Annotated in this window: 18 protein-coding genes and 1 tRNA gene; 12 read left to right on the top strand and 7 right to left on the bottom strand. The window is 67.9% G+C overall.

What is annotated here, in order from left to right:
- Together BLS85_RS07750 and BLS85_RS07745 are read left to right on the top strand one after the other, a co-directional pair.
- Window positions 1-515: IS66 family transposase (locus BLS85_RS07750; protein ID WP_143027126.1), on the top strand; the 515-nt coding region annotated here is incomplete at its 5' end.
- 485 nt (window positions 516-1,000) lie between these two features.
- A complete protein-coding gene (locus BLS85_RS07745) occupies window positions 1,001-2,164 on the top strand; it encodes an aminotransferase (RefSeq protein WP_092784737.1) in 1,164 nt (387 codons plus the stop codon).
- Between the two features lie 7 nt (window positions 2,165-2,171).
- On the opposite strand, the gene BLS85_RS07740 is transcribed toward BLS85_RS07745, so the two are convergent.
- Window positions 2,172-2,927, bottom strand: a complete 756-nt coding sequence (locus tag BLS85_RS07740) for a L,D-transpeptidase family protein (RefSeq protein ID WP_092784734.1) — start codon at window positions 2,925-2,927, stop codon at window positions 2,172-2,174.
- 63 nt (window positions 2,928-2,990) lie between these two features.
- Complete coding sequence (locus tag BLS85_RS07735) at window positions 2,991-3,572, bottom strand: UbiX family flavin prenyltransferase (protein ID WP_092784731.1); 582 nt, start codon at window positions 3,570-3,572, stop codon at window positions 2,991-2,993.
- 148 nt (window positions 3,573-3,720) lie between these two features.
- On the opposite strand from BLS85_RS07735, the gene BLS85_RS07730 reads away from it, so the two are divergent.
- From BLS85_RS07730 to BLS85_RS07710, 5 genes are all read left to right on the top strand, one after another.
- Window positions 3,721-3,891, top strand: a complete 171-nt coding sequence (locus BLS85_RS07730; protein WP_092784728.1) for a YdcH family protein — start codon at window positions 3,721-3,723, stop codon at window positions 3,889-3,891.
- 391 nt (window positions 3,892-4,282) lie between these two features.
- Complete coding sequence (locus BLS85_RS07725; protein WP_092784725.1) at window positions 4,283-6,178, top strand: propionyl-CoA synthetase; 1,896 nt, start codon at window positions 4,283-4,285, stop codon at window positions 6,176-6,178.
- A 29-nt stretch (window positions 6,179-6,207) separates the two neighbouring features.
- The gene (locus BLS85_RS07720) at window positions 6,208-6,762 is read left to right on the top strand and encodes a Uma2 family endonuclease (RefSeq protein WP_218128340.1); all 555 of its coding nucleotides are present in this window, start codon (window positions 6,208-6,210) and stop codon (window positions 6,760-6,762) included.
- Between the two features lie 101 nt (window positions 6,763-6,863).
- Window positions 6,864-7,826, top strand: coding sequence for a proline dehydrogenase family protein (locus BLS85_RS07715; protein ID WP_092784722.1), 963 nt, complete (start codon window positions 6,864-6,866; stop codon window positions 7,824-7,826).
- A gap of 330 nt (window positions 7,827-8,156) precedes the next feature.
- Window positions 8,157-8,954, top strand: a complete 798-nt coding sequence (locus BLS85_RS07710; RefSeq protein ID WP_176793487.1) for a molybdate ABC transporter substrate-binding protein — start codon at window positions 8,157-8,159, stop codon at window positions 8,952-8,954.
- 25 nt (window positions 8,955-8,979) lie between these two features.
- Here BLS85_RS07710 and BLS85_RS07705 read toward each other — a convergent pair whose 3' ends face one another.
- On the bottom strand, window positions 8,980-10,017 hold the full coding sequence (locus BLS85_RS07705) for a polyprenyl synthetase family protein (protein WP_245699135.1): 1,038 nt from the start codon (window positions 10,015-10,017) through the stop codon (window positions 8,980-8,982).
- A 206-nt stretch (window positions 10,018-10,223) separates the two neighbouring features.
- On the opposite strand from BLS85_RS07705, the gene BLS85_RS07700 reads away from it, so the two are divergent.
- From BLS85_RS07700 to BLS85_RS07690, 3 genes are all read left to right on the top strand, one after another.
- A complete protein-coding gene (locus BLS85_RS07700) occupies window positions 10,224-10,445 on the top strand; it encodes a putative signal transducing protein (RefSeq protein WP_143027127.1) in 222 nt (73 codons plus the stop codon).
- Window positions 10,442-11,245, top strand: coding sequence for a tRNA1(Val) (adenine(37)-N6)-methyltransferase (locus tag BLS85_RS07695; protein WP_245699134.1), 804 nt, complete (start codon window positions 10,442-10,444; stop codon window positions 11,243-11,245). Before BLS85_RS07700 ends, BLS85_RS07695 begins: the two co-directional genes overlap by 4 nt.
- Window positions 11,246-11,484: 239 nt before the next feature.
- Window positions 11,485-11,560: transfer RNA gene (locus BLS85_RS07690), tRNA-Ala, on the top strand.
- 293 nt (window positions 11,561-11,853) lie between these two features.
- Here BLS85_RS07690 and BLS85_RS07685 read toward each other — a convergent pair.
- Complete coding sequence (locus BLS85_RS07685) at window positions 11,854-12,912, bottom strand: OmpA family protein (protein ID WP_176793486.1); 1,059 nt, start codon at window positions 12,910-12,912, stop codon at window positions 11,854-11,856.
- A 56-nt stretch (window positions 12,913-12,968) separates the two neighbouring features.
- Window positions 12,969-13,403, bottom strand: a complete 435-nt coding sequence (locus BLS85_RS07680; protein WP_218128338.1) for a FecR family protein — start codon at window positions 13,401-13,403, stop codon at window positions 12,969-12,971.
- A 179-nt stretch (window positions 13,404-13,582) separates the two neighbouring features.
- Here BLS85_RS07680 and BLS85_RS07675 point away from each other — a divergent pair, with 179 nt between their 5' ends.
- Window positions 13,583-14,047 carry an ATP-binding protein gene (locus BLS85_RS07675; protein WP_092784707.1) on the top strand — a complete coding sequence of 155 codons (465 nt, stop codon included), beginning with the start codon at window positions 13,583-13,585 and terminating at the stop codon, window positions 14,045-14,047.
- A gap of 22 nt (window positions 14,048-14,069) precedes the next feature.
- Here BLS85_RS07675 and BLS85_RS07670 read toward each other — a convergent pair whose 3' ends face one another.
- Window positions 14,070-15,164, bottom strand: coding sequence for a MaoC family dehydratase (locus BLS85_RS07670; protein WP_092784704.1), 1,095 nt, complete (start codon window positions 15,162-15,164; stop codon window positions 14,070-14,072).
- A 47-nt stretch (window positions 15,165-15,211) separates the two neighbouring features.
- Entirely contained in the window at window positions 15,212-16,099 is an 888-nt protein-coding gene (locus BLS85_RS07665) for an HpcH/HpaI aldolase/citrate lyase family protein (protein WP_092784701.1), read from the bottom strand.
- A 165-nt stretch (window positions 16,100-16,264) separates the two neighbouring features.
- Between BLS85_RS07665 and pdxY the strand changes: the two genes are divergently transcribed.
- The gene (gene pdxY, locus BLS85_RS07660) at window positions 16,265-17,146 is read left to right on the top strand and encodes a pyridoxal kinase (RefSeq protein ID WP_092784698.1); all 882 of its coding nucleotides are present in this window, start codon (window positions 16,265-16,267) and stop codon (window positions 17,144-17,146) included.
- Window positions 17,147-17,426: the final 280 nt, after the last annotated feature.

The following is a 17,426-nucleotide window of genomic DNA, read 5'->3' as shown; positions in this document are numbered from 1 at the left end:
GCTGGGTCCACGCCGAACGGCTGGTCCACAGGCTCGACACCTTCACCGAGGCGGCCCGCCAAGCCAAGGAAACGGTCCGGTCCCTGATCTGGTGGTTCTACGCCGACCTGAAGGCCTATCGGGACGCGCCGACCCCGCGCCGCAAGGCCGAGTTGAAGGCCCGCTTCAAGCGAATCTTCAGGCGCCGAACCGGGTTCGCCACCCTGGATCGCCTGCTGGCCCGCTTGCTGGCCAACAAGGACGACCTGCTGCGCGTCCTCGATCGCCCGGAGATCCCGCTGCACACCAACGGCTCGGAAAACGACATCCGCTGTCAGGTGACCCGCCGTAAGGTCAGCGCCACCACCCACAGCGACGACGGGCGGGACTGCCGGGACGCTTTCCTCGGCCTGAGCAAGACCTGCCGCAAGCTCGGCGTCTCGTTCTGGGACTACCTCGGTACGCGCCTCGGCGCCCCTGTCGCCTCCCCCGTGCCGAACCTCGCCGAACTCGTCACAGCGCGCTGCCAAGCCTGACCGCCCGCACTTCTGCCCCGGTTACTGCTGAAGGGACCGGGGCCGCTGTCCCTTGACGCGCTGTTCGGCCGCCTATGGTGCCGACGGCGCGGCTGACCGCGCCGGGTCCGCCCACCACCGGGGTCCAGGGCAATCGGGTGAACGCACCTTTGGCGAAACAGCGCGAGACTTCGTAGGGCGGGTTCGCGCCGAAGGCGCAACCCGCCGCATCACCGCCACGCGGCGGATTGCCCCGCTTCGCGGGTCGAATCCGCCCTACCTTAATTTAAGAAGGTAGGGCGTTCCGCCAAAAGGCACACGATTCCCCGTGTCTTCGCGACCACGCACCCTTCACCCGATTGCCCACCACCGGGGTCCTGTCGGTGTGTTCATCCCGGCCGTTTCATGCGATACGAGGGGGCTCGCCCGGCCCGCGACGCGCGAACCGCCCGGGCACGGCCCGACACGCACGGACATAGGGGACTCCGGACAGGGAGCATCACGGGGTGAAAGCGGCCAATTCCATTCTGTCGTCCTACGGCACCACCATCTTCACCGTCATGTCGAAACTGGCCCAGGACCACGGCGCCGTGAACCTGGGGCAGGGCTTTCCGGAAGGACTGGAGCCGCCGGCCGTTCTGAAGGCCGCAGCCGAGGCCGCCGAGGCCGGCCCGCACCAGTACCCGCCGATGACCGGCATCCCGGCGTTGCGGCAGGCGATCGTGGCGCACGACCGGCACTTCTACGGCCTCGACCTGGACCCCGAAGCGGAGGTCATGGTGACCTCCGGCGCCACGGAGGCGCTGGCCGACTGCCTGTTCGGGCTGATCGAACCGGGCGACGAGGTGGTACTGATCGAGCCGCTTTACGACAGCTATCTGCCCATCATCCGCCGCGCCGGCGGCGTGCCCCGCATGGTGCGGGTCGAACCGCCGCACTGGACCCTGCCGCGCGACGATCTGGCGGCGGCGTTCTCCGACAAGACCAAGCTGATCCTGCTCAACAGCCCGATGAACCCGTCGGCCAAGGTGTTCGACGACGACGAGCTGGCCTTCATCGCCGATCTGGTGATCCGCCATGACGCCTATGCGGTCTGCGACGAGGTCTACGAGCATCTGGTGTTCGACGGCCGCCGTCATGTGCCCCTGATGACCCTGCCGGGGATGCGCGAGCGTTGCGTTCGCATCGGTTCGGCCGGCAAGACGTTCTCGGTCACAAGCTGGAAGGTGGGGTATGTCGTGGCCGCGCCCGCCCTGCTGGCGCCCATCGCCAAGACGCACCAGTTCCTGACCTTCACCACGCCGACCTGCCTGCAAAGCGCGGTGGCGTTCGGGCTGAGCCAGCCGCCGGAGGTGCTGGACCATCTGGCGATGGACATGGCGGCGCGGCGCGACCGACTCGCGGACGGCCTGCGCGGGATCGGGTTCGAGGTGATGCCGTCGGCCGGCACCTACTTCCTGACCGCCGACATCCGGGGCGTCGGCTTCAACGGCACCGACGCGGACTTCTGCCACCACATCACGGTCGAGGCCGGGGTGACGGCAGTGCCGTTCTCGGCGTTCTATCAGGACCGCGCGGCGGCGCCATCGCACTACGCCCGGTTCTGCTTCGCCAAGCTGGACAGCGCCCTGGACGAGGCCGTGGCCCGCCTGGGCCGGCATTTCGGGTAGGCGGCTCTTATCCCGGACCAAACCGATACCGCCCGTCGCCCATGATCACATTGGGCGGGCGGCCGTGCTCTTCAAACCAGCGGGAACCCTCCGCCAGATTGGACCAGAACCCGGCCCAGGGGTGCTCCGCGCGCCGGGCCAGCGCCTCCGGTGTCATCGCGAACGGAAAGGCGTGGACGCGCACGAAGGGCTGGCCGTGATCGAAGGCCGCCGACATCAGCGTCCAGAGTTCGTTGATCGGGTCGTTGCGGTCGGCCCCGAGCGGGATGAACCGCTTGCCCATGGCATAACAGCCGACGGAAACACAGTCGCCGTGGACCATCAGGGCGCTGCCGGTCCAGCCGCGCGCCCGCTCATAAGCGTTCGGATAACCCAGGTTGAAGGACAGGTGAAACCGACTGTGCGGGTTCATCTGCCCCGGACCCACGGCGTAGAAGCCCTCCGGGGCCTGACGGTCGCCCTCCCGCGTCTTCGGCCCCAGGTCGCCGGACCACGCGCAGATATCGTAGGACCGAAACCGCGCGAAGGGACCGCCGGGGGCCGTTTCCAGCCAGACCTCCAGGCGGCCTTCCTCCTTGAAGACCCGAAGGAAGACCGGCGCGCCCCAGGCCAGCCCGGCCTCCTCGACGGCCCCCTTCAGGGAGGGGGTGACCCGCGCCATGGCCGCGCGCGAGCGCTCGCTTTGCGGGGCTTGGGCGTCGGCGGCGGAAGGGCTCATCAGGCAGGCGGCGAGCAGGACGAGAACGAGGGGACGGGCAAGCATGGTGCGGGTCTCACGATGAGGACGTTCCCCACCCTGTACGCCAAATGCGGCCATGTCGCGGCCTCACCCCGCCCCGTCCCCGTCGCGCCAGCGGTTGACCAGTCCGGCGTCGATCTCGAACAGGTCGAGCACCCGCCCGACGCCGTGGTCCACCACGTCCTCCAGCGACCGGGGCTTGCTGTAGAACGCCGGCATGGGCGGGGCGACGATGGCGCCCATCTCGGTGACCGCCGCCATGGCGCGGATATGCCCAAGATGCAGCGGCGTTTCCCGCACCATCAGGACCAGCCGGCGGCGTTCCTTCAGGGTCACATCGGCGGCGCGCGTCAGCAGGGTTTCGCCCGAGCACGAGGCGATGGCCCCCAGCGAGCGCGCCGAGCAGGGAGCGACCACCATGCCCCGGGTGCGGAAGCTGCCGGAGGACGGCGCCGCCGTCATGTCGTCGACGCGGTGCCACTCGGTGGCCAGCGCGCGCACGTCGGCCACCTTCAGCGAGGTCTCATAGGCCAGCGTGATCTCCGCCGCGCGGGTCATGACCAGATGAGTCGGAATCCCGACTCGGCGCAACACCTCCAAAAGGCGCACGCCATAGGCGATTCCCGAGGCGCCGCTGATGCCGACGACGAGGGGCAGGGATGGACTCATTCAAAAAAACTCCTCACCATACGGATGCGAAACGATCTTTCAAGGCAAAAAACCACAAATTCACGGAACCGTCTCGGAATCTCTTTATCTGCCCCGGGAGGTCGGGTAGACTCGAGCCGTTTCTCACCTGCACAAGGAGGGTCATGCCATGGGTCGTGATGCAAGGTTGGATGCGCTGAATTCCCGGCATACCGAACTGGAGACGCTGTTGGAACACGAGACCGCGCGCCCGATGCCGGATTCCAGTCTGATCGCGACGCTGAAACGCCAGAAACTGGCGATTAAGGACGAGATGACCCGAATGGCGAGAGCGAGCTAGCCGCCCTGTGCCCCTGTGGGACGCGGGCGGTGGTGATCCGCCATTGAGCCGACCAAAGGAAAGGACCTGATATCGAAGGACAGCCTTCATCCCGGATCCCGACAGCATGGCAGGACCCGGGACGATAAGAGGTTCCACTGACAAGGAAAGACACGACGGAGCGGGGCGGTCCATCGACCGCCCCGCATTGCGTTCGAAGACACGACCGCGCTGCGGGTTTGTGTCTCTGCCGGCACGATTTTCGGCATTCCGTGTTGCTTTTGTGGCCGTGGTGCGCAATTTTTCTTGCCCCCGATGCTCTCGGGCACGACATGCCGGCCCACCGGCCCATGCCGGGCCTTCGGCCCGCGACAGCAGAGAGACCACCCGACACACCAGCGGAGCGCGCGACATGGCCAACGCGTACGACGAAGCCCACAGTCTGTCCCTGACCGATCCCGCCGCCTTCTGGGGCAAGGCGGCCGAGGACATCGACTGGGTCAAGCGATGGGACAAGGTGCTGGACGATTCCAACCCGCCCTTCTATCGCTGGTTCGTCGGCGGTGAGTTGAACACCTGCCACAACGCCGTTGACCGCCATGTCGAGGCCGGAAACGGCGAGCGGCTCGCCATCATTCACGACAGCCCGATCACGGGCACCCAGCGCAAGATCACCTTCGCCGAACTGAAGCAGTTGACGGCTTCGTTTGCCGGCGCGCTCGCGGATCAAGGCGTGACCAAGGGCGACCGCGTCATCATCTACATGCCGATGGTGCCCGAGGCCCTGGTGGCCATGCTGGCCTGCGCCCGCCTGGGCGCCGTGCATTCGGTGGTGTTCGGCGGTTTCGCGGCCAACGAACTGGCCACCCGCATCAACGATGCCAAGCCCAAGGTTGTGGTCGCCGCCTCGTGCGGGCTGGAGCCGGGCCGGGTCATCGCCTACAAGCCGCTGCTGGACGAGGCGATCCGGGTCGCCACCCACAAGCCGGATCGCTGCATCATCCTGCAACGCGAGCAGAAGACGGGCGAAATGACCGCTGGCCGCGACGTGGACTGGGCCGAGGCCGTGGCCAACGCCCGCCCACATGACTGCGTGCCCGTGAAGGCCACCGATCCGCTGTACATCCTCTATACCTCCGGCACCACCGGGCAGCCCAAGGGCGTCGTGCGCGACAACGGCGGCCATGCCGTGGCGCTGAAGTGGACCATGAAGGCCGTCTACAACGTCGAACCAGGCGAGGTGTACTGGGCGGCGTCGGATGTGGGCTGGGTCGTGGGCCACTCCTACATCTGCTACGGCCCGCTGCTGCACGGCTGCACCACCGTCGTGTTCGAAGGCAAGCCGGTCGGCACGCCCGACGCCGGCACCTTCTGGCGGGTCATCAGCGAACACAAGATCCCGGTCTTGTTCACGGCGCCCACGGCCTTCCGGGCCATCAAAAAGGAAGATCCCAACGGGGAGTTCCTGGGCAAGTACGACCTCAGCCACTTCCGCACTCTGTACCTAGCCGGCGAGCGCGCCGACCCGAACACCATCACCTGGGCGCAGAACCAGCTGAAGGTGCCGGTCATCGACCACTGGTGGCAGACGGAAACCGGCTGGGCCATCGCCGCCAACTGCATGGGATTGCAGGAGTTCCCGGTCAAGCTGGGCTCGCCCACCAAGGCCGTGCCGGGCTGGGACGTCCGCACCCTGGACGAAAACAAGCAGGAGGTCGAACCCGGCCAGATCGGCGCCTTGGTGTGCAAACTGCCGCTGCCTCCGGGCACCCTGCCGACGCTGTGGAACGCCGACGACCGCTTCCGCCAAGCCTACCTGGACGAATACCCGGGGTACTACAAGACGGGCGACGCCGGCTTCGTGGACGAGGAAGGCTACGTCTACGTCATGACCCGCACCGACGACATCATCAACGTCGCCGGTCACCGCCTGTCCACCGGCGCCATGGAAGAGGTTCTGGCCAACCACCCGGATGTCGCCGAGTGCGCCGTGATCGGCGTGCATGACGACATGAAGGGGCAGATGCCGCTCGGCTTCCTGGTGCTTAAGGCCGGGGTGACCAAGCCTCACACCGAGGTCGTCGCCGAGGCGGTGAAGATGGTACGCGAGACCATCGGCCCCGTGGCCGCCTTCAAGCAGGCCATTGTGGTCGGTCGCCTGCCCAAGACGCGCTCGGGCAAGATCCTGCGCGGCACCATGCAGAAGATCGCCGATCATCAGGACTACAAGATGCCGGCGACCATCGACGATCCCGACATCCTGCCGGAGATCGAGGAGGCGCTGCTGGAGATCGGCTTGGCGAAGTAGGGTCCGCGAGCAACATGGAGGGCCGCCCCATGTCCGTGCCCGAACAGGCGGGTTCGATCATGTCCCGGGCGGCCTTCTTGCGCTGGGCCGAAGAACGCGAGGGCCGCGCCGAGCGCGTGGAGGGTCGCGCCGTGGCCATGGCCCCGGAGCGGCGCGCCCATGTCCGCGTGAAACAGAGCCTGTGGCGGGCCTTGAGCGATGCCCTGGACGCGGCCGGCTCGCCGTGCGAGGCCTTCGTGGACGGCCTGACCGTCGAAATCGGCGAGGACGGCGATTTCGTCCCAGACGTGTTGGTCGATTGCGGTGCCGGCGGTCCGGATGACGTGGCGGCCGTCAACCCGCTCGTGGTGGTCGAGGTGCTGTCTCCCGGATCCGCGCGCGTCGACACGGGATACAAACTGACCGGATATTTCTCGGTCGACAGCATCCACCACTACCTGGTGGTCGATCCACTTGGGCGGCGGCTCGTCCATCATGCCCGCGCCGGGGACGGCACGCTCCGCACGACGATTCTGTCGGAAGGGCGGCTCCGCCTCGACCCGCCGGGCTGTGACATCAGCGTCGGAGACCTGTTTCGGGCGTAACCCCGAAACGGGCCGCGACTCCCGGCGGGTCGAACGCAATCCGCCGTGGCCGCCCCGCCCCGGAACCCGTCGCGACGCGGTGATGTCAGGAGCCCCAAACGATGCTGTCCCGTCTCTGGCAATCCGCCATGATCGCCCTCGCCCGGTCCGGCCGGGTGAGCCGGGTCATGCAGAACGGCCGGGTCACCTCCGGCCTGAGCCGCCGCTTCATCGCGAGCGGTGACGAGACCGTGGGCGTCGCGCGCGCCCAGGCCCTGCTGAGCGAACAGGGCCTGCGGGCCTCGCTGTTCTACCTGGGCGAATACGTGGACCAGCCGGCGCTGGTGGACGAGAACGTCGCCGCCAAGCTAGCGGTCACGCGGGCGCTGGCCGGGACGGGACTGGACATCCACGTCTCGGTGGACATGACCCAGGTCGGCCACCTGCTGGACCCCGCGCTGACCCGACGGAACCTGGACACCATCGCCGAAGCCATCCGGGACGCCGCCGCATCCGCGCCGAGCCCCGGGCTGCATTGCCTCATGCTGGACATGGAGGACCCCTCGGTGGTGGACGCCACCATCGCCCTGCACGACGACCTCGCCGAACGGGGGTTTCCGGTGGCCCTGACTCTTCAGGCGTACCTGAAGCGCACCGAAGCCGATCTGGCGGCGCAGATCCGGCGCGGCAGCCGGGTCCGTCTGGTGAAGGGCGCCTTCGTGGGGGAGCCGGCGTACGCCTACACCCGCCGCCCCGACGTCAAGGCGAACTCCCGCCGCCTGATCGACGCCATGTTCTCCGAAGACGCCCGGGAGGCCGGGTTCTATCCCATCGTTGCCACCCACGACGCGCACCTGATCGCGCATGCCCGGGACCGCGCCCGGGCGGGCGGTTGGACACCGGGCCGCTACGAGTTCGAGATGCTGCTGGGCGTGCGGGAGCCGCTGGCCCGCGCCCTGGCGGTCGAGGGCGAGCGGGTGCGCCTGTACGTGCCGTTCGGCCGCGATTGGTGGCCCTATACGGTTCGTCGAATCGGCGAATCGCCGGCCAATGCGGCACTGCTGGCCCGCGCGCTGGCGGGCTGAGGGCCGGCCTCCCCACCCGGACACCCCCTCAGGGCAATCGGGTGAAAGGGTGTGCGGTCGCAAACACCCGGTGGATCGTGTGCCTTGTGGCGGAATGTCCCACCCTCTTTTCGTAAGGTAGGGCGGATTCGACCCGCGAAGCGGGGCAATCCGCCGCGCGGCGATGATGCGGCGGGTTGCGCCTTCGGCGCGAACCCGCCCTACGGAGTCTCGCGGCTCGCCGACTGTGCCTTCACCCGATTGCCCTGGACACCCCCTGCCCCACGGTCGCCATGTTGACGCGGAAGGGTGACGGTACGTCCGATCATGCCCGTGTGGAAAGGTCAAGAGATGGTTCATCAGTTGATGGTGTCGCGCCGAGTCCTGCTGTGTGGCGCCGCCGGAACGGCCGCCACGCTGGCCGCGTTCCCGATTCCGGGCCGCGCCCAGACCGCTCTGTCCGTCCACGCCGACCCATCCCTTAAGGCGGCGATGCAGCCCCTGATGAACACCCTTGGTGCCGAGGCCGGCACGTCCCTGTTGCTGTCGTTCGGGGATGTCTCAAGCGCGACGGCCATCGACGGGGTGCTGGCCCACGACGTCGTCATCGTCGCCGGCGCCGGCAACATGGCGCGGCTGGTGGCCCAGGGCCTCGTCGAGCGACCGACGGATCTGGTGACAAACGGGCTGGCCCTGGTGGTGGCGCCCGACCGGCCGGGGCCGGACACCGTGACCCGCGCCATGGACCTGACCCGATGGGTGAACGGCAGCCACCCTCTGGCGGTGATCGACCCGGAACGCAACGCGTTGGGCGAGATCAGCCTGCAGGCGCTACGCGCCATCGGGTGGGGCGAGGGTGTCTCGAAACGCGTGCGGTTAGCGCCCGGGCCGGGCACCGTGCTCGACTGGGTGGCCCACGGCGACGCGGCGCTGGGCGTGGCCCTCGCCAATGCGGCACGGCGGGACCAGCGCGTGCGTTGGGTGGGAGAGTTCCCGCCGGACACCCATCCGCCGATCCGCTATCAGGTCGCGGTGCGCGCCAGCACGCCGGTCGATGCTCCGGCCCGGGCCTTCGTGCATGCCCTCTACGGCGAGACCGCGCGCGAGGCGTTCCGCGCGGATGGCCTGACCCCGCAGGTGCCGCGTTAACGGCGACGCCGGGCAAGCCGACCGATCAGTACGCCCGCTCGACGCTGAAATCGACCACGTCGGTCAGGATGGTCTTGGTCTCGCTGTCCGGGAACATGTCGAGCGCGCGGCGGGCCTTCTCGGCGTATTCGTGGGCGTGGCGCACGGTTTCCTTCAGGCTGCCGTGCTTGTCCAGAAGCTCCATGGCGTGCGCGAGGTCGGCCTCGGCGCGCGGATCGGAGAACTCCTGGTCCTCCAGGCAGCGCTTCCAGAACGCGCGTTCCTCGTCGTTGGCCTGGGCGATGGCGTGAATCACCGGCAGCGTCAGCTTGCCGTCGCGGAAGTCATCGCCGATGGACTTGCCCAGTTCGGCCTCGCGCGCGGAATAGTCCAGGTAGTCGTCGGCGATCTGGAAGGCGATGCCCAGGTTGCCGCCGAAGGCTTCCAGAGCGGCCTTTTCCTCCTCCGGGCAGTCGGCCACCACGCCGCCGATGCGGGCGGCGGCGGCGAACAGGGCCGCGGTCTTGGACTCGACCACATGCAGATAGGCCGGCACTTCGGTTTCGATGTCGTTGGCCGTCAGCAACTGGTGGATCTCGCCCTCCGAGATGGTGGCGCAGGCGCGAGCCATCAGGCTCATGACCTCGCGCGTGCCCTCGTCCACCATCATTTCGAACGCCCGCGCGAACAGGAAGTCGCCCACCAGAACGCTGGGCTTGTTGCCCCACAGCGCGTTGGCCGTGTCGCGCCCGCGCCGCATGTCGCTTTCGTCCACCACATCATCATGCAACAGCGTGGCGGTGTGGACGAACTCGATGCTGGCGGCCAGTTCGATGTGACGGTCGCCCTCGTAGCCGACCAGCCGGGCCGTGCCCAGGCACAGCAGCGGCCGCAGCCGCTTGCCGCCCGCGCTGATAAGATGGGCGGCCATCTGCGGGATCAGCGCGATGGGGCTCTCCATCCGGTCCAGAATGGCCTGGTTGACCCGCTGCAGGTCGTCGCCGACCAGATCCAGCAGGGCGTCGAAGGCGGTTTTTCCGTCCGGCCGAGCGGATGCGGAAGAGGAAGAAGAAGAAGCGTTCACGATGGCGACCACGATGCGGGACAAACGGGAAGCGGGCCGCGTCGGGGTTGACGGGCCGGCCGGGGCGACGGGAGCATAGGGGGGCGCCCGAAGCCCGGTCAAGCGCGATGGTGCGCTTCCGTTAAGCTGGGGACTCACGGCGACGCCAACAACCGTGCTCGAATCACGAACGTCGGCCAAGAAGGAGGGAAGAGGGCGTGGAGGGCATGCGCGAACTGACCGTGGTTCAGGACCCGGTTTTTCTCTCCTATCTGATGTCCTGTCTGCGGGCGGAGGGGATCGAGGCGACGGTCCTGGACCGGCACACGAGCGCCGCCCTGGGCGGGGCCGTGTCGGCCATCCGCGCGCGGGTGTGGGTCGAGGCGGCCCGGTACGACCGGGCGCGCTGGGTGCTCGCCACGGCCTCCGAACCGGACGATCAGCCGTGAGCGGCGAAGCGGAGGAAACGTCCATCCTGGGTGGGCGCGTGCGTCTGCTTCAGCCCGCGCGCGGCTACCGTGTGGCAATGGACCCGGTCCTGCTCGCGGCGGCGGTCCCGCTGGGGGGGCCGGGGCGGGTGACGCGCGTACTGGACGCCGGCCTGGGCACTGGCGCGGCAGCCCTGTGCCTGCTGGCCCGAGCATCGGCTGAGGTCCGTGTGACCGGCCTGGAGATCGACGCGGGCATGGCGGCCCTGGCGACGCGTTCGGCGGCGCTGAACGGCATGACGGAGCGGTTGCCGGTGAGTGTGGGGGATCTGATGGACCCGCCCCACGCGGCAACCTCCGAGCCATTCGACGCGGTGTTGACCAATCCGCCCTATCACGAATCCGGCACGCCGCCGCCGAACCCGGGGCGGGCCGGCGCCCACGCCGCGACGGTGCCGCTGGCGCGCTGGATCGGCGCCTGCCTCGACCGGCTGAGGCCCAAGGGACGGCTTGTCGTGATCCACCGCGCCGACTGCCTGGACACCCTGTTGGCCGCGCTGGCCGGACGCGCCGGCGCGGCGGAGATCCTTCCGCTGTGGCCCGGCCCCGATCGGGACGGCATCGCGCGCCCGGCCCGCCGCGTGATCGTGCGCGCCCGGCGGGATGTGCGGGGGGCGGCGACGCTGTGGCCCGGTCTGGTGCTGCACACGCCGGACGGCGGTCACACGGCGGCGGCGGAGCGAGTGTTGCGGCATGGGGAGGCTCTCGACGCCGCCATGGCGGGGCAAAGGGCTGGGCCTGACGGGGTCGTGGCGGGCTAGCGCGGGGCACATGCCGGCCTCAACACCGTGTTCCGCGCCCCGCCTGATCCAACCTGACCGGAAGAGCGAACAAGGGCGCATTTTCCTCTTGCCCCGCCCGACCGAACGCCCTAAGTTCCCGGGCCTCGACGGGACGTCAGGGGCGGTCGAAAGTGACGGACCCTGGGCCATAGGCTGGAGCATTCCACCTTGATTCCGTCCCCGGGTCCCCAAAACCCGGACCACATCGACAGACCTGTGGGGCCGTAGCTCAGTTGGGAGAGCGCTACAATGGCATTGTAGAGGTCAGGGGTTCGATTCCCCTCGGCTCCACCAATGAAAAAAAGGGGTCAGCGCCGACGCGCTGGCCCCTTTTTCTATGCCAGTAAGCACATCGTAAGCACAGGCGGGCGCCCCGGGCGTAAGCCCCTGAGGCCATCGGCACGCTTCGGATCGTCCGACGATAAGCCCCCCTGTCTTCAAGCCCCCTGTCTTCGTCGGACGAAATCACGGGCCGGATATCGTCTGCGCGGGGCGCCAAGCCCGGCGGGTTGCCGACCGGCGCCGCGCCTGATCGCCGATAATGGCAATGGGGGTCCCGACGACGGGGCGTCGGCACCACGCCCCCCCTATCGCACCGTCACCTCAACCCGCCTGTTGCGCGGCTCCCCGACCCCGTCGGGCGTGGGGATCAGGGGAGCCCGCTCGCCCCGTCCCGCCGTGGAAACGGATCGTTCGGGCAGCCCGAGCTTGCCCGCCAGGGACGCGCGCACCGCTTCGGCGCGACGCTTGGCAAGCCGATCATTAAAGCCGGTCGCCCCGACCCGGTCGGTATGACCGATGATTTCCACCTCCGGCGCGGCCCGGCCTTTGACCTCGGCGAGTATTGTTGCCAGCACCGATTCGGAGTCCGCCGTCAGGTCGACCGTTCCTTCCACAAAGTACAGGGTGAAGCTGCGCGGTGGCTCCGGCAGGCTGGCGAGCGCGTCGCCGAAGATCGTCTCCACCTGTTCGGACGTCAGGTCCACCGACGCCGAGCCGCCATCGCGCACGACCGAGGCGGCCAAGGCCGTGTCCAGCAACACGGTCGAGGACCCGTCGTCGATCTCAATGCCGCCGACCGAGCCATCCTCATGGGGCAACACCACGAACAGGTCCTTGGGCTCGGCCAGAATATCCTTCACCTCCTGGAGCGCGGTCTCGAAATCGGTTCGACAGGCGGCGATGTCCTCATCCTGGAACCCTTCCTCTTGCTCTTGAAGCCAGCAATCGTAAGACGCCTGGGCCTTGGCCAGGGCCTCGGGCGCGAAGATTTCCGCCTTGATCGTGGAGACGCCGACCAGCGCCTCGCGGGCGGCGGTCAGCGTCTCGGCCGCGTCCGGGCTCAGGTCCCGATCCTCGGACGGCTGGGACGCCGGAACCCCGCCCGTGGCGGCGGCCCGGGCCTTGTCAAGGAAGAACGCACTGTCGCTCCAATCCTGTTCCGCCCGTTCCACGCGCGCGATCCGGACATACTCGGCCACCAGCGCGGCCTCGTACGGGTCTTCGGGAACGGGCAGGCTTGTGACCGACGCGGGATCCCAGGTCTGGCGGTCCATCATCTGGCCGCATCCGGCGAGGGCCAGGCCGGCCAGGGCGAGGCCCATGCCCTTGAGGGCGGCGGCCATCGTGTCTGTTTGACGGGACATAAAGCCGACTCCTTTCACCATGGCAACGCACTCTTCGTCGGGTTTCGGACGCGCCCTTAGTGGCCTTCCACCTCAATCACGAACTTGGTGCCGCGCACGCCGAGGATGGCCGAATAGGTTCGGATTTTCATGGCGTCGGGGTTGTTTGCCGCGATCCTGCCGGAGACACCGCTCAGGGAGCCGCGCCGAATCCGGCTCTCGAAAACGCCGTCGTGGGTGGTGCGATTGAACCGGAAGCGCTCCAGCTTCAACTCGGTTCCGGGCCCGGCCGAAAACATGCTAAGGTCGACAAACGTAATGCCAACCTTTCCGTCTGGGCCGGTTCTGATCACGTCTTGTTGATACACCGAATCCCCGATCACCGCCTGCGTGGTGTCGTCCGCCCGTTCAATGGCGACGGCGCCCGAGACGGTCTTGATCTGGCCGATCGCGTCGGCCGCTATCGCGGGTGCGGCTGACAGACAGGCCACGAAGATCGCCGCCGCGAACACAGGCCCGAGGGCGGACCTTGCTGGGAACAAAGACATCGGCTTGGCTCCTGGGTGAGGCTTGGCAGAGGCAGCACGAACGACGGAACGGGCGTCGCACACAAGGAGTGTATCGCGAGACGGCAATCAGGGCCAGACGCTCCCCCAACCCCTTGGCGAGGTTTTTTTTCTGGTGTGAGTCGATGAGTGACGCAGCCCCCGATCACCAATCCGGCGCCGCCCCTGAGGACAGCCCGGGCAAGACCTGGACGGTCCCGGCCTGCCTGGACTGCCTGTCTGCGGTCTTTCAGGAGGTTGAGGACTATGCATCATCGCAAGGGTGCCCCCACGATCTCATTCTGAAACTGCTTTTGACCGTCGACGAAATCGTGTCGAACATCATTCTGCATGGCTATCAGGATGAGCCCGATCCCACGCTGCGGATCAAGGCCGAGATCGGCAATGGCCGCGCCGTTCTGGAGTTCCTCGATCAGGCGCGGGCCTACGATCCCATCAGCTGCCCCGCCCCGGACAACCTTGACCAAGCGCCCGAACATCGGCCTCCCGGAGGGCTCGGGCTGCATCTTGTGAAGGAACTCTCGGACGAGGCCCACTATCGCAGAGAGAACGGGTGGAACCGCCTGTCCGTGATCTTCACCCTGCCCTGAGATCGGCCCCGCGGAACCTGGGCTACGCCGCCCGGCGCGGCATCAACACCGTGTAGTCCAGATCGAGCACCACGGACTTCGGATAGACGCCCGATTCATCCTTGTCCGGGAAATCGGCGCAGTCCTCGTTCTTGACCGCCACGGTGCGCAGCCGCAGCGCGCCGATGTCGGATCGATCCGGCACCTCCATGCGGTCCAGGACCTCGGTCCAGGCACGGATGGTGTCGCCCGCGAACACGGGGTTGGTGTGCGCCCCACCGTTGATGGCGGCGATGCGGAAGGCATTGGCAAGACCGTTGAACGACAGCGCCCGGGCCATGCTGATGATGTGCCCGCCGTAGACCAGTCGCCGGCCCATCGGCCCCGCCGACGCCAACACCTGATCGAAGTGAACCCGGGCCGTGTTCTGGTACATTCGGGTGGCCATCTGGTGTTCGGCCTCCTCGACGGTCATGCCGCTGCCGTGATCGATGCGCTCCCCGGCGTGGTAGTCCTCCCAAAGGTCGTCCTGGCCGGCCAGTTCGATGTCATAATCGTCCACGTCCAGATCATCGGGAATGATGAGATCGGCCGTCGGCACCACATCGGCCAGCGACGGAACGGTCGCCGGCTCCGGCCCGTCGTCGGCACCCGACGCGTCGCGCTTGCGCACCATGACCCAACGCACGAACTCGACCACCGTCTCGTCGTCCTGATTGAAACCGGTGGTGCGGACCCAAACGATGCCGGACTTGCGGTTGGAGTTCTCCTTCAGCCCGATGACGCGCGAGGTGGCGCGCAGGGTGTCGCCGGCATAGACGGGCGCGCCGAACACGCATTCGGCATAGCCCAGGTTGGCGACCGCGTTCAGCGAGATGTCGGGCACGCTCTTGCCAAAGACCATGTGGAAGACCAGCAGATCGTCCAGCGGCATGTCCTCGAAGCCCACGTCGATGGCGAATTCCGCCGAGCAGTGCATCGCGAAGCGCGACCCGTAGAGCGCCACGTAGAGGGACTGATCGCCCTCGGTGACGGTGCGCGGGGTGGCATGCACGATCTCCTGGTCGAGGAAGAAGTCCTCGAAGAAGTTGCCGGGGTTGGTTTTACTCTTACTTTTGGGCGTGGCGTCGGCTGTCATCACGGGGCGCTCCAGGGAGGACGGGGGAAACGGACCGGACGCGGCGCTCAGGCCTCAAGGTCAGCCTGAAGCGCGGCGATGGCATCGGACAACGCCACCAACCGCCGTGCGTTGACCACATGCAGGTTCTCGACCAGCTTGCCGTCCACCACGACGACGCCCTTGCCCTCGCGCTCGGCCTCGGCATGGGCCTCGATGATGCGGCGCGACCATGTTACCTCATCGTCGCTGGGGGCGAAGATCTCGTTGGCGGCGGCCACGGTCTTGGGGTGGATCAGCGTCTTGCCGTCGAAGCCCAGTTCCAGACCCTGGCGGCAGGCGGCGGCGAAGCCCTCGTCGTCCTGAAGGTCCAGGTACACGCCGTCCAGAATGGCCAGCCCGTGCGCCCGCGCCGCCAGCAGGCACAGCCCGAGCGAGGTGATCATGGGCAGGCGCATCGGCGTATGATGGCAGTGCAGGTCCTTGGCCAGATCGGACGTCCCCATGACGAAGCCGCCGAGGCGCGGCGTGGCGCCGGCGATCTCGGCCGCATGCAGCATGCCCAGGGGCGTTTCCATCATGCACCAGATCAGGGTGTGCGCGGGCGCGCCCTTGGCCTCCAGAATGGCCTCGACCTGGCGCACCGTGTCGGCGCTTTCCACTTTGGGCAGAAGAATGCCGTCGCAGCCGCTGGAGGCGGCGGCCTCCAGATCGGCGTAGCCCCACGGCGTGTTGAGCCCGTTGGTGCGGATCAGCACCTCGCGCTTGCCATAACCACCGCTGGAGGCAGCCTCGACCACGTTGGCGCGGGCCTCGACCTTGGCGTCGGGCGCAACCGCGTCCTCCAGGTCGAGGATCAGGCCGTCGGCGGCCAGCGTCCTGGCCTTTTCAAGGGCGCGGGTGTTGGATCCCGGCATGTAGAGCACGCTACGGCGCGGACGGGCGGGTGCGGCCATGGATCTTTTCTCCCTCATGCCTCATGGTCTGGCGTCCCTCGACTCTCCGGGTCCGACCGCCGGAGGAGCGCGAGGCGGCACACTATAATTCAATGCCGGCCCGTGGCAAGGTGGGCGCCGCATTGCAACACGCGCCCGACGGCCGCCGAGGATTCCGAATCTGATATGGCCATCCTGTCCATCCAAAGTCACGTCTCGGCGGGCCATGTGGGCAACGCCGCCGCCGTGCCGGCATTGCGGGCGCTGGGGCGCGCCGTGTGGCCGGTCCATACCGTGTTGTTCTCCAATCACCCGGGCTATGGCCGCGTGCGCGGTCATGTCGTCGACCCCGCCCATGTGAACGCTTGCCTGGAAGGCGTGGCCGAGCATGTCGACTGGCCGCAGCGGGAGGCCGTTCTGTCCGGCTACCTGGGGGCCGGCGGAACCGCGGCCGCCGTGGCGGCGGCGGTCGACCGGGCGCGCGAGGGGCGGCCGGACCTTCCGTACCTGTGCGATCCGGTGATGGGGGATACCGGCCCCGGTCTGGCGGGGCCGGTCGGCCCGGGCCTGTATGTCGAGCCGGACATCCCGGACGCCATGGCGGACCGTCTGATTCCACGCGCCACCATCGCCAAGCCCAACCAGTTCGAGCTCACCCTGTTGACCGGGCGGCGCTGTGACACGCTGGCCGACGTCATCGACGCCGCCAATGCGCTGCGGGCGAAGGGTCCGTCCGTGGTCGTGGTGACCAGCGTCGAGGTTCCGGACGGCCCCGAGGCCGACGGCGCCCGCTGTCTGGTGACCGACGGGACGGGAGTCTGGATCGTGGCGACGCCGCGCCTGCGGTTTCCGCGCGCGCCCAACGGCGCCGGTGACGTGCTGGCGGGACTGTTCCTGCATCACTGGCTGCTGGACGGGCGTCCCCAGGTGGCCCTGAGCGCGGCGGTGTCCGGCCTGTTCGCCCTGCTGGCCGAGACGCTACGGGGGGGCGGCTGCGAACTGGCCCTGGTCGAGGCCCGGGCTCGACTGGCGGCGCCGGACCGCATCTGGGCGCCGATCCGGCTGTGATGCCGCGCGCCAGGCGATTCATGTGTTTCAAAATACACAGAACGCGGTTCAATAAGGTCAATATCCACAAAGCCCCGGACACGATGACACAGCATTGCGCACTGGCCACGGTATACGCACCAAATGAGTCGCCGACAGGCCCAGGTCCGCAACGGGGCGGTAGTTCTGTTCCGGGCGACGGCCGCACGGGTTTCTTTTGTGGCGCGTAAGGATCCGGTGCACCGTTCCAAAAGAACCGCTTTTTTCTTGAACACGATGTGATATAGTGCCGACATATATC

The sequence above is a fragment of the Rhodospira trueperi genome, from assembly GCF_900101965.1.
GTDB classification, from domain to species: domain Bacteria; phylum Pseudomonadota; class Alphaproteobacteria; order Rhodospirillales; family Rhodospirillaceae; genus Rhodospira; species Rhodospira trueperi.
Note: the sequence above shows the minus strand (reverse complement) of the source record. Positions and strands in the feature narration are given on the sequence as shown.

Coding starts and splice junctions, on each gene's coding strand:
- BLS85_RS07730 (WP_092784728.1), top strand. CDS start 3,721: ATGGGTCGTGATGCAAGGTTGGATGCGCTGAATTCCCGGCATACCGAA.
- BLS85_RS07665 (WP_092784701.1), bottom strand. CDS start 16,099: ATGGCCGCACCCGCCCGTCCGCGCCGTAGCGTGCTCTACATGCCGGGA.
- BLS85_RS07725 (WP_092784725.1), top strand. CDS start 4,283: ATGGCCAACGCGTACGACGAAGCCCACAGTCTGTCCCTGACCGATCCC.
- BLS85_RS07735 (WP_092784731.1), bottom strand. CDS start 3,572: ATGAGTCCATCCCTGCCCCTCGTCGTCGGCATCAGCGGCGCCTCGGGA.
- BLS85_RS07675 (WP_092784707.1), top strand. CDS start 13,583: ATGAGTGACGCAGCCCCCGATCACCAATCCGGCGCCGCCCCTGAGGAC.
- BLS85_RS07685 (WP_176793486.1), bottom strand. CDS start 12,912: ATGTCCCGTCAAACAGACACGATGGCCGCCGCCCTCAAGGGCATGGGC.
- BLS85_RS07740 (WP_092784734.1), bottom strand. CDS start 2,927: ATGCTTGCCCGTCCCCTCGTTCTCGTCCTGCTCGCCGCCTGCCTGATG.
- BLS85_RS07710 (WP_176793487.1), top strand. CDS start 8,157: ATGGTTCATCAGTTGATGGTGTCGCGCCGAGTCCTGCTGTGTGGCGCC.
- BLS85_RS07670 (WP_092784704.1), bottom strand. CDS start 15,164: ATGACAGCCGACGCCACGCCCAAAAGTAAGAGTAAAACCAACCCCGGC.
- BLS85_RS07715 (WP_092784722.1), top strand. CDS start 6,864: ATGCTGTCCCGTCTCTGGCAATCCGCCATGATCGCCCTCGCCCGGTCC.
- pdxY (WP_092784698.1), top strand. CDS start 16,265: ATGGCCATCCTGTCCATCCAAAGTCACGTCTCGGCGGGCCATGTGGGC.
- BLS85_RS07720 (WP_218128340.1), top strand. CDS start 6,208: ATGTCCGTGCCCGAACAGGCGGGTTCGATCATGTCCCGGGCGGCCTTC.
- BLS85_RS07700 (WP_143027127.1), top strand. CDS start 10,224: ATGCGCGAACTGACCGTGGTTCAGGACCCGGTTTTTCTCTCCTATCTG.